Source organism: Leptospira ilyithenensis (genome assembly GCF_004771005.1).
Classification (GTDB): domain Bacteria; phylum Spirochaetota; class Leptospiria; order Leptospirales; family Leptospiraceae; genus Leptospira_A; species Leptospira_A ilyithenensis.
The window spans coordinates 601,473-612,802 of the sequence record NZ_RQHV01000061.1 but is presented as its reverse complement, the minus strand read 5'-3'; the positions used below and the strand labels follow the sequence as shown (position 1 = coordinate 612,802).

The following is an 11,330-nucleotide window of genomic DNA, read 5'->3' as shown; positions in this document are numbered from 1 at the left end:
TTGGCAGAACTATCCTCAATCAGGACTCAGTTGGAAAGAAAAAAACTAATTACTGAGCCATTTCGCTTTTGGTGAAAAGTGGAACCCGTTTGCTTTTGAAACTGGTGAGTTCGTCTCCTGTCACTTTGCTCATAATACATTTGGCAAGGGAAATGTCCAGAGCGTGGCCAGCCTTGGAAGCGATCAGATGACCATAGAAAGGTCTTCCCATTACTGCCAAATCTCCTACTAAATCCAGGATTTTGTGGCGAACACATTCATTTTCGTAACGAAGGCTTTCGTTCAAATACCCGTCGTCCGTAAGAACTACAGCATTGTCTAGGGAGCCGCCTAGAGCCAAACCACGCGCCTGGAGGGCTTCCACGTCTTTTAGGAAACCGAATGTGCGGGCAGGTAAAATGTCTTCACCAAGAATGGTTTCATCTAATTTGGTTGTGTAGGAATGGCCTCTGAGGAGGGGGTGGTTGAAGTCGATATTATAAGTTACTTTGAGTTCGTCGGAAGGAAGCATCACAAGGTATTTGTCCCCGTCTACCACCCACATAGGATGAGAAATGCGAATCGGTTCAATCGTTTCTTCCAGTTCTTTGATTCCGGAAGAGCGGATTCCTTCCCAGAAAGGAAGAGAAGATCCATCCATAATGGGAACTTCTACCGCATCAATTTCCAAAATACAATCTGTGATTCCTAAAGTATGTACTGCTGCAAGTAAGTGTTCTATGGTTTGGATCCGATTGGAACTGCCGTCCCCAATGGTAGTAGCATTGCTTGTATCTACCACATGATCAAGCGAAATGGGAATCCTAATTTTATTGATCCCTCTATAGAGAAAGAAGACAAGACCTGTGTTAGCAGGGGCTGGATGCAAGCGGAGAGTGACTGTTTTTCCGGAATGTAATCCGATCCCTTTCAGTGTAAGGGATTCTTTTATCGTTTTTCTATGGATCGTATTCATATTTTCTATTCTCTTTTCCAAAACTCTCTATCTTTTCACATACCTTAGTGCAAGCTTCGTGCCAAGGGGAGTTTATTGTCAATAATTCGAAAAAATCTTAAATTTGCCCCGAAATGGGCTACAGATGCAGTCCAGGGAAGGCAATTGGCCCTTGAAAATAGTAAAAACTTTAGGGAAATCCCTATGCTCTTTTGGAAACTGTCTCATTTTTACAACAGTGTCTCATCGGTGCAACAGACATAATCACAACGCTAAAACGCGGAAAGTGCTGATCGGATAAAGCTTGTAACAGGTGCTTGTTCCCTTGTGTCTTCCAGACCTTCCCGAATTTCTTTCAAAACTACTTGAGCATCACCGAGTGTGGTATTCACCGACTTGTGAACATCGCTTTCATTGATGAGTTTTCCCAGAGTCCCTTGGCCTTGATTGATTTTGCCTGTAATACTTGCTATATTTTGGACTGTTTTGCGGATATCCGATCTGTTTTCCGAAATGAGTTCAGACAGGGAAACGAGAGGATCTTGCGTTACTTTTCCTTGGATAGGGATGAATCTACTTCCTTTGGGTTGGACAGTGACTTGGGAATAAGTAGGTCCATCCATTTGAAACTGTTTTGTTTTGGGATCGATTTCAAATTTGGAACCAGGATCGAGAGAAACCACTCTCCCAGACAATAGACTTTCGTTTTTGATTGTAATTTGGTAGTTTTCAAAAAGCCGAACCGGGGCTTTAAGAAGCAAGATCAGCTCTACTTTTGTGCCGATCCCCACATCTCCTTCTTTCAAAAGATTTCCCTCTTCGTCGATTTGCACCAAACGGATTTTGGAAACATACCCGAAAGGAACCCCATGGATGGTTACTTTTCCACCTACTTTGATTCCTTCCGCATCGGGGAAATAAACAGAAAGCCGAAAGCCTTCTTTTTGGAAAGGGCCTCCTTCCGTAACAATTGTAAAATAACCAATCGTAACGAAAGCAAAGACAAACAAGATTCCTACAATGATACTGCGTCCAAAAGTTGACATTTTCTTTAATGATCGGCCGGAAACTGTGGATACGTCAATTTGATTTCACCGGCTTTAATTCCGAGTGATCCAGAATCATAGGGCCTTCCGTTCTTCCATTGATGAATTGTTGGATGACAGGATGGGGAGATTCCTGGATTTCTTTGGGAGTTCCGCAGTATAACACCTGACCTTCATACAAAAAACTGATCCGGTCGGCAATCCGATAAGCGGAACTCATATCATGGGTTACTACAATGCTAGTCAGTCCCAATTCCTTTTGCATTCGAATCACAAGATCATTGATTACATTGGACATGACCGGATCGAGCCCGGATGTGGGTTCGTCATACATGACTATCTCGGGCCTGGAAGTGAGTGCCCGCGCAAGACCGACTCTTTTTTTCATTCCTCCGGAAATATCACCTGGCAAAGTGTCTTTGGCGGGAACCAAATCCAACCAACGAAGTTTTTCCATCACTATATCATCCAGTTCTTTTCCTTCCGCAATTTTATGTTCCCGTAAAGGTAGGGCAACGTTCTCATACACTGTAAGCCAATTGATAAGAGCTCCCGATTGGAATAAAACCCCGAGTCTGGAACGTAAATGTTCCTTTTTTCCTGGCTCTGCGTGAGAGATGGATTCTCCGAAGATAAAACATTCTCCCTCGTCAGGATCTAAAAGCCCTGTTAGGTGTTTGAGGCTTACGGATTTTCCCGTTCCGGAAGGGCCGAGGATGACCATTGTTTCTCCCTTCTTAACTTTTATATTCATTCCGTTCAGGATTTTTCTGGATCCGAAAGTTTTGTGAACGTTCCGCATTTCTATTGCTAAAGTATCCATATCAGTTCCTATTTGTAGAAGATGGCAGTAAGTACATAACCGAAAAAGATCACCATAAGAAAGGAGGTGACTACTGCTTGCCTTGTGGTTTGACCGACTCCGATGGCACCGCCTGACGTGCGTAAACCTTGGCTGCAGGATACGGTGGAGATAATCAATCCGAATACATATCCTTTCAGTAGTCCCACATACAGGTCTTTCAGTCCGGGGATGGAAGAGATTCTGTAAAATACATCCTGAAAATAACTGACCATATCAATCCCCAATTGAAAATGACCTACAATGGCTCCACCCAAAATTCCAAGAGTGGAGGAATACACGCAAAGTATCGGAACCATAATGGAAAAACCGAAAATGCGAGGCATCACCAAATAGCGGACCGGATTTATGGACATGACTTCCAAAGCGTCTATTTCTTCCGATACTTTCATCGTTCCGATTTCCGCAGCCATTGCCGATCCGACCGAAGCGGCAAGAATTAGGGAAGTCATGAAAGGGGACATCTCCCGAGTCAAAGTGATTGTGAGAAGGAGACCAATCTGGCCTTCCGCTCCGAAGTCCCGAAGCCCGAGTCCTGTGTTCAATCCCATAATCATTCCTGTAAAAATGGAAACAATGGAAACTACAAACAAAGAACCGACGCCTGCGATAAACATCTGTTCGAGTATTTCCTTTCGTTTGAAAAAAGCCTGATGGCTCTGACCGAAAGAACGAAATAGTAGTAATACCGTAAATCCAATTGCATATAACAATGGTTGGATCTTTTTTTCAAAAAATTGCTTCATACTTCGAGCCACCATAAAAATTGGAATTTGTTTTTTTCTTCCCTGGTATCGATTCCTACAAGACCGTAAAGAAACTGATAACGGAACCCTGTTTCGTTTTTTTGAAATTCTACGAGCAGGGGGATATGGATATTCGTTTCTTTTTCGGACCAACGTTGGGAATAAAGTCTTGTTACAAGATGAAGTCTTTTTTCCCCGTTTTTGAGTTTTCTGTATTCAATCACGGAAAATATAGGTTCCCATACTTCTTCCATTACCTCAAACCGGACGGGAATGATAGAAAGAGTATTCCAAACCAGATTGCCTTCCGAATCGTTATGATAACGAACGAAGGGCCAGAATTTCCAATATGTATCTTCTCTTCCTGTGCCAACAAACTCTTGTTTGCTGTGAGAAAAGAAAGGCAATAGAAAATAGGATTTTGATTTCAAATGATTTGTGTTTTGGGAAAGGGAAATGTAAAAAGGAGTGATGAATTCGGCTTCTTTGTTTGCAAAATAGGAATAACCGTACAATGGAAAAATTACAAATTTGGTGAGATCTTTTTTTTCGGAGCTATGGTATTGAAAAAAAATAAAAAATGCTGAGTAATTGGAATGTCCCGTTTTTTTATCATATCCATAGGAAAAGAGTGAATTGAGAACCGGAAACCAGAGGAATGCCCTACTTTTCATATTTCCGTCCTTAGAATCTTTGCTCAGATAAAACGGAAAAAATAAACTATAGTTAGTTGGTTCTTTTTTGTCCAATTTTTCTTCTCCCCATTGGAAAAAAGGCCAAAGAACGGAATACCTTTTGTATTTTCCGTCATGTACTTTTCTGGAAAACAGGGGAAAGATTCTGAGTTCGCTCCTTGTTTCCGATTTTCCATACATAGTCAACGGCCATAGTACCGCCTTGGCCTCGAATGTTTTGTATTTCCATTCGGTATAAATGGGAAATAGAAAATAGTTTAACTCTTGGTATGATAGTTTGTTTCTGATTTTGCCGTAAATGGGAAATAAGCTGAAATAGTTTTCCCGGGCTGTCTCTCCCTTTCCCCACATAAATAGAGGAGTCAGAAAAAAATCGTCTTCTTCGTCGCCTTCTTCATGTTTGATTCCCGTTCCACTGAAAAAAAACAAACTGGACCAAGTATACCAATGATTTGTTTCTTCTTTGTAATAAACGGGCGAGAGATAACTTCTAAAACGGAATGCGGTCGTTTTGTCCTGAAAACTCATATAGAAGGGACGGATGGCGAATAAATCCTGGTTTGCCCTCTTTTCCCTTTCATATAAAAACCAAAATTGATGATAATCGGAAGGGATATCTTCCGTGAAACTGTTAGGTAATTTTGCCAAAAGAGGGGAAACAAAGAAAGCCAAACAAATCAGAATAAGGAATTGTTTTTTTATGGCTGATCCCACTTATTTCCTAATATATCTATTAGGAAAAAGGAATCAAGTGATTTCATGAAACGGATTAAACTGGGTTTGATTTTTGGCGGAACTTCCTCGGAACATGAGATTTCGATTCGATCTTCTTATTTTATTTTCAAAACTTTGGACAGGACCAAGTTCGAAGTTAATCCTATCTTCATAGATCAAGGTGGAGTTTGGAAAATTCCAAAAGATTTTGAAGGGTATTATCCGAACCCCGAAAATATTTCTCCTTCCGATTTCGCAGTTGGGTTTCAGGAAAAAAACGAGCTTTATGCAAATAGCGACAAACATTTGTTAAAATCAACAGGGGTTGAAGTCGTATTTATCGGATTGCACGGCGGTTCGGGAGAAGACGGACGTATCCAGGGATTTTTGGATGTTATGGGAATTCCTTACACTGGTTCGGGGGTATTGGCATCCGCTCTCGCTATGGATAAATTTCGTTCCAACCAGTTATTTGAAAAAGCAGGCATACCTGTAGCTCCTTTTTTAGAAGTTTCCAAAAAAGACATAGATGCAAAAAGATTCGTATTGCAAATGCCTATTTCTTTTCCCGTTTTCATTAAACCTACATTAGGTGGATCAAGTGTGAATGCCGGACCTGCCAAAACACCGGAAGAAGCGATTTTACTTATAGAAAAGATCTTTGTTTCGGAGGATCGTGTTTTTATCCAGGAGTTGATTACCGGAACGGAAGTTTCCATCGGCGTTCTGGAAAAAAAGGCAAATGAGGATTGGGAAAGTTTTCCTTTGGTGGCTACGGAGATTCGTCCCAAAACCGAGTTTTTCGACTTCACCGCCAAATACACGAAAGGTGCCAGTGAGGAAATCACTCCGGCGGAAATCCCGATGGAAACAATGGATAAGTTGAAATCGTATACTTTGATCTGCCACAAAACATTAGGTTGCAAGGGATATTCCAGAACCGATTTTATCATTCGAAACGGAATCCCTTATGTTTTGGAAACAAATACTCTTCCTGGAATGACGGGTACGAGTCTGATTCCGCAACAAGCGAAGGCACTTGGAATCGACATGAAAGAAGTATTTAACTGGCTTGTGGATTTGGCTCTGTCTTCTTAGGAAAGATCAACCTTCCCAGTAAAATAGCAACCAAACTAACAATGGTTCCATAGAAGTGACTGGTCATTTCATCATGGAACCATTCTAAAAGTATCCATGCGCCTAACCCTGCGAATAAGGAAAGTAGTGCCGCTTTTTGCGAAGTTGTCTTTGTAAAAAGTCCGAATATCATAGGAATAAATAATGTAACAAGCGATATACCCCCCGAATCTTCCACAAGCTCGTAGATGGACGGTTTGCCGACTGCCAGTATGAAAGAAATAACAGAAATGATGATCACAGAGATTCTGGAAAGCCATAGAATATTTTTATCATTTTTATTTTTCAAACTGTATTTTAGAATATTCTCAGATAGTATGGAAGCCGGAGCAAGTATGGCGCCTGATGCAGTGGAAAGAATCGCCGATATGAGCGCTGAAAAAAATAAAATCTGAGCGAAAGGAGAAGCGAATTTGGATACAAGCATAGGGATGAGTAATTGCGAATTTTCTCCTTCCAAATCAAATCCAGTGAGTAATCTTGCCGCTTGTAATCCTAAGAACAAAGGAATCATTGCAAAACTGAGATAGATAAAAGAAGAAAGAAAAGATGCCCAGACCGCTACCTTTTCGGATTTGGCAGACATCACCCTTTGGAAAATATCCTGCTGGGGCAAACTTCCTAATCCTACCACCATCCAGGCGGAAAAGTAGACTACCCAGGAATGGTAGTTAGGTTTTGGAAAAAAATTTAAAAATCCGTCCGGAGTTTCGTTAAGGGCTAATCGGATCGGATGGATTTGATTCATCTCATACAAAACAAAAACGAGTCCTATGATGATGGAGATGGATTGAAAAAAATCCGTCAAAGATACGGACCACATCCCACCCATATAAGTATAAAATACCACAAGAAAGGCTCCGATTGTGATTCCTAGGATCTGGGGAATCCCGAAGATCATCTGCATCATAATCCCTAGTGCCACAAATTGTGCGGCGACCCAGCCGAAATAAGAAAGAATCAAACAAATTCCACCGATGAACTCCATCGATCTTCCGTATTTTTCACGATAAAAATCGCCGAAGGTAAGTATTTGCATTCTGTAGAGATACTTTGCAAATACAAGACCCAATAAAAATAAACAGAGTGCACCGCCAAACGGATCTTGTATGACGTATAAAAAACCTCCTTTGGCAAATTCTACGGAGGAACCGAGTATGGTTTCACTTCCGAACCAGGTGGCAAAAAGTGCTGCGGTGGAGATGGGAAGGGGAAGGCTTCTACCTGCTAAAATAAAATCTTTTGCGTTTTTGACTCTTCCTCGTGCAATGAATCCGATTGCTATTGTTATTAAAAGATAACATACTATAAAGAATGCCTGCCAGTTCAAATGTTTCTAAAATAAATCGTCTTCGTTTTTGGATGTCGTATCTTCTTTTTTCTTTTTCACGGTAGTCTTTACAATTTCACCTGTTTGGCCTTTTGCCAAAAATTCGATTTTCGCCTCCGCTTCGGTGAGTCTATCGGTGCAGACTTTTTTCAAATCCATTCCCCTTTCGTAGGCTTTTATGGATTCTTCCAGAGAGAGTTGGCCTTTTTCCAATTTATCCGCAATATCCTCTAACTCGCGTAATGCGTCTTCAAATGTAATTTGTTTTTTATCGGACATATTTATTCCTTAATTTTATCAATCACTTCAATATTCAATCTGCCTTGGGAAAGAATGATCTCAAGTTTTTCCTTTGTTTGGATCTGATCTATTGATGAGATCACTTCTTTTTTATGATTTCGCAAAACGGAATATCCCCGCTTCAAAGTTCCCAAAGGAGAAAAATTTTCCACTCTGGACTGAGTCAGCTCCAACTCTTTTCTTTTTTGTTTTGTATATTGTTCCATTCTGATCTTTAAAATTTCAGTTTTGGCAAAATCTGTTTTCTTTTGCATCAGAAAATTTTTGCCAAGTAGGGACAAACGATTCATAATTTCATCCACAGCAATGGATCTGGTTTCAAGGATTACGTACGGGTTTTGAAAAAAGGTTCTGCTGCTGATTCCTATCAGTTTTTCACGCCCGATATTCGTTCTATTTTTTAATGCGAATCGCAGGCGGTCTTCCACTTCTTCCATCTTTACCAAAACTTCCGAAACATTAGGGATGGCGAGTTTTGCCGCAGCTGTAGGAGTGGGGGCACTTGCATCCGCACTGAGATCGGTAAGAACTCTGTCGATTTCGTGTCCCACAGCAGAGATAATCGGAATTTTTGAATGATAATATGCCATTACCACCTCTTCCGTGTTAAATGCCATTAGATCTTCGAAAGATCCTCCTCCCCGTCCGGCGATGATCACATCTACTTCCCATTTGGGATCGTTCAGCGCGCGGATGGCTCCGGAAATGGAGGCGGCAGCTTCGTCTCCTTGAACAAGGCAAGGGGAAACTAAAATTTGGATGGAAGGATTTAAATCCGTGGCAATTCGAATGATATCTTCAACGGCAGCTCCCTTAGGTGAGGTTACTATCCCTAAACGTTTCGGGTATTTTGGTAACGGTTTTTTACGGGTCGGGTCGAAGATTCCTTTTTCGAGAAGGGATGCTTTTAATCTTTCTATCTGTAATAGAATGTCCCCTTGACCTAGCTCTTCTATCTTTTGAACGGAAATACTATAATATCCTCCCGGTTCATAAACGGATATGGAACCGAATAAATTGACCTCCATTCCGTTTTTAAGAGGTCTTCCTTTATAGTTTTTTGCCTGAAAGGAAAAGAAGGCGCATTTGATGACACTTGCCTGATCTTTTAAGGAAAAATACATGTGCCCGGAAGAGGCAGTTTGCGAAAAATTGGAAATCTCTCCTTTCACCCAGATGTTTTTCAAGCCATCTGTATCTTGTAAGGTGGTTTTGATCAGCCGGTTGACGTCGCTGACGGAAAGAGAAGGAACTGGTTCAGGCATTCTTTGTATTTTGAAACCTTGTTTCTCTGAAGATTTTCCAAAAATCCCAGAGTATTGTAACAAGCGTTAATGCCATTGGGCCGATAATGATTCCCGCAACACCAAATTCCTGTAATCCTCCGATGAGTGATAAAAAAATCAAAAACGGATGTGTGTTCAGTCTTTTGTCGAGCATCTTCGGCTTGACCAGGTTTTCCAAAATCAGATAGGCAGTAGCACCTCCGATCATAAATAAGACTCCTGTCGTCCACTCGTTTTGTACAAGTCCCAGATAAATACCTACCGGCAGCCAAATAACCGATGTTCCGATGACCGGGATCAGTGAAAAGATAGTGGCTATGCTCGAAAGCAAAAACTTGTTCGAAACCGGGGTGAACAATAACAAAATGTAAATCAGTATTCCCTGTAACAAGGATATGAATAAATTTCCGAGCATTACGGTTCGAATGGCATCTTCAATCCTTCTTCCCAGTCTTTCTTCTATCTCCTGAGGAAAGGGAAGATGCAAAAAGATGGCATGTTCCATTCTATGTCCTTCTTTGTACAAAAAGAAAAGAAGTATAAAAGTAAAAAATGCGTTGAAGATGATGGTTCCCGGGAGTTCGATCGATCCCAATAGAAAAGAAGAGGAATTTTTCAATAGACTGTAAATGGAATCCAGGTTTAGGACATCCATATGTTGACCGACATACTCCCGATAGATATTGGGGAGTTTGATCCAGAAAAATTCATTTTCAGTAAAAAAATCTGTGAGATAGGGAGAGTTTAACAATAAAGCGACGATAGACTCTTCCGATAATTGGTTTCTAACATAACTAACAAGGTTGAGAGACTCCCGGATGATCGTGGAAAGGATCAGATAGGACGGAATGAAAACACCTGCTAACATTCCTATCACCATTACATACGGAGAAATGGAATGAAACCTGACTCCGAGTAAACTTCTCAGTCGGAGGTGAAGTTTGCGGGTTGTAAGATAAAAAAGAACGGAAAGAAATCCCGCCCAGAGATACGGTTTGAAAACGAAGAATAAAGTGAAACAAGTACCGAGAAAAATCGCACTTAAGATGGCATAGACGATGATTTCGTTTTTGTTTTCTGTCCAGTTTGCCATGATATTAATAGGAGGATTCTTTTTTAAAAAAGTACTTCACCAAACGTCTGTTTTCTTCTTCAATAATGAAAACAGATAGTGATTTTTTAATAAAACCTTCAAAAAGATAGATGGTTTTTTTGGGTTCTTCGTCTTTTTGCAAAAGTTTCCAATCTCCCAGTGCACTTCTCTTTTCTATTGTATTCTGAATTTCTTCTTTGGAAAGTTGAGTTTCCAAAATCAGATAGGATTCTCTTGCATTTGAAAATCCGGAGCGTAGTTCCACCGAATCCAAAAAATGAACGGACTCGGGCAAAAAAGATCTGGGGATCGCGGGAGGAATCCGATCCGGCAGATGCGAAACATTCACTCTTTCAAAAGAATAGGACTCTTTCGAAAAGGAAGATTGACTGCATTGAATGAGAAACAAGCTGATGATGATAAGGAAAAAGGGCATAGGGAAATCAAAATGAGAGTGAGGTTTCCGTTCCATCATTTTTTAAAATCTTCCTTGCAATTCGGGTTTCTTTGTGTTACCTCCAAGACCAGTGGAGTCTTCCTTGCATTTGCAGTCCATTTTGGAATGGGTGATGGGTCTTCCCGGTATTGCGTTGTGGGGATTTTTCGCTTTTTCCAATTTTCTGGAAAATATTTTTCCTCCCTGGCCGGGGGATAGCTTCGTTATTTTTTCCGGTTTTTTATCAGCACAAAATCCTCCTCCTTTGCCGCTTTGGGGGGTGATCACGGCAACCCTGGCGGGAAATTGGTTGGGTGCCTACGTCATGTTTCGATTCGGCGGTAGGGTTCTTCAATTCCTCAAAGAAACGGACATTAAGGTTTTGAGAAATCTCTATGAAGAGGATTCTCTTAAGAGGACATTCGGATGGTTCTCCAAAAATTCCATCGCCATCATCATTCTTTCCCGTTTTTCGGCAGGAGTCCGTTTTTTCGTCTCCATAGTGGCGGGAATCATCAAAATGAACTTTGTTCGATTCATTTTCCTATATACGATTGCGATTTTTTTATGGTGCGGGATTTTATTGGGAGGGGGTTACGAACTAGGGCAAAACTGGAACCAAATCATTGTTATATTAAATATCTATAACAAATTCATTACTGTCTTACTCGTCATGATCCTGACTGGCTTTGGAGTTTATCATTATTATCACAAAAAAAAGAACAAAGTTGACAGAGAATGAAATCATGTA

General features: G+C 40.8%; 12 protein-coding genes. 2 read left to right on the top strand and 10 right to left on the bottom strand.

What is annotated here, in order from left to right; genetic code table 11:
* Positions 1 to 49: 49 nt before the first annotated feature.
* From lpxC to EHS11_RS16195, 5 genes are all read right to left on the bottom strand, one after another.
* Entirely contained in the window at positions 50 to 955 is a 906-nt protein-coding gene (gene lpxC, locus EHS11_RS16215; protein ID WP_135765399.1) for a UDP-3-O-acyl-N-acetylglucosamine deacetylase, read from the bottom strand.
* A 251-nt stretch (positions 956 to 1,206) separates the two neighbouring features.
* Positions 1,207 to 1,980: a mammalian cell entry protein Mce gene (gene mce, locus EHS11_RS16210; protein ID WP_135765398.1), complete on the bottom strand. Its 774-nt coding sequence runs from the start codon at positions 1,978 to 1,980 to the stop codon at positions 1,207 to 1,209.
* 34 nt (positions 1,981 to 2,014) lie between these two features.
* Complete coding sequence (locus EHS11_RS16205; RefSeq protein WP_135765397.1) at positions 2,015 to 2,803, bottom strand: ABC transporter ATP-binding protein; 789 nt, start codon at positions 2,801 to 2,803, stop codon at positions 2,015 to 2,017.
* A gap of 8 nt (positions 2,804 to 2,811) precedes the next feature.
* Positions 2,812 to 3,588: an MlaE family ABC transporter permease gene (locus tag EHS11_RS16200; RefSeq protein WP_135765396.1), complete on the bottom strand. Its 777-nt coding sequence runs from the start codon at positions 3,586 to 3,588 to the stop codon at positions 2,812 to 2,814.
* Positions 3,585 to 4,997 carry a hypothetical protein gene (locus EHS11_RS16195; protein ID WP_135765395.1) on the bottom strand — a complete coding sequence of 471 codons (1,413 nt, stop codon included), beginning with the start codon at positions 4,995 to 4,997 and terminating at the stop codon, positions 3,585 to 3,587. Before EHS11_RS16195 ends, EHS11_RS16200 begins: the two co-directional genes overlap by 4 nt.
* Before the next feature lie 45 nt (positions 4,998 to 5,042).
* Between EHS11_RS16195 and EHS11_RS16190 the strand changes: the two genes are divergently transcribed.
* Complete coding sequence (locus EHS11_RS16190; RefSeq protein ID WP_135765394.1) at positions 5,043 to 6,095, top strand: D-alanine--D-alanine ligase; 1,053 nt, start codon at positions 5,043 to 5,045, stop codon at positions 6,093 to 6,095.
* On the opposite strand, the gene EHS11_RS16185 is transcribed toward EHS11_RS16190, so the two are convergent.
* Genes EHS11_RS16185 through EHS11_RS16165 form a run of 5 tightly spaced genes read right to left on the bottom strand, consistent with a single transcriptional unit; the run spans position 6,061 to position 10,618 of the window.
* Positions 6,061 to 7,464, bottom strand: coding sequence for a high affinity choline transporter 1 (locus EHS11_RS16185; RefSeq protein ID WP_135765393.1), 1,404 nt, complete (start codon positions 7,462 to 7,464; stop codon positions 6,061 to 6,063). The two genes, EHS11_RS16190 and EHS11_RS16185, sit on opposite strands and share 35 nt — an antisense overlap.
* A 6-nt stretch (positions 7,465 to 7,470) precedes the next feature.
* Complete coding sequence (locus EHS11_RS16180; RefSeq protein ID WP_135765392.1) at positions 7,471 to 7,743, bottom strand: exodeoxyribonuclease VII small subunit; 273 nt, start codon at positions 7,741 to 7,743, stop codon at positions 7,471 to 7,473.
* 2 nt (positions 7,744 to 7,745) lie between these two features.
* Entirely contained in the window at positions 7,746 to 9,029 is a 1,284-nt protein-coding gene (gene xseA / locus EHS11_RS16175; RefSeq protein WP_135765391.1) for an exodeoxyribonuclease VII large subunit, read from the bottom strand.
* Complete coding sequence (locus EHS11_RS16170; RefSeq protein ID WP_135765390.1) at positions 9,022 to 10,143, bottom strand: AI-2E family transporter; 1,122 nt, start codon at positions 10,141 to 10,143, stop codon at positions 9,022 to 9,024. Before EHS11_RS16170 ends, xseA begins: the two co-directional genes overlap by 8 nt.
* A gap of 4 nt (positions 10,144 to 10,147) precedes the next feature.
* Complete coding sequence (locus EHS11_RS16165) at positions 10,148 to 10,618, bottom strand: hypothetical protein (RefSeq protein WP_135765389.1); 471 nt, start codon at positions 10,616 to 10,618, stop codon at positions 10,148 to 10,150.
* A 34-nt stretch (positions 10,619 to 10,652) separates the two neighbouring features.
* On the opposite strand from EHS11_RS16165, the gene EHS11_RS16160 reads away from it, so the two are divergent.
* Entirely contained in the window at positions 10,653 to 11,321 is a 669-nt protein-coding gene (locus EHS11_RS16160) for a DedA family protein (RefSeq protein WP_246047964.1), read from the top strand.
* Positions 11,322 to 11,330: the final 9 nt, after the last annotated feature.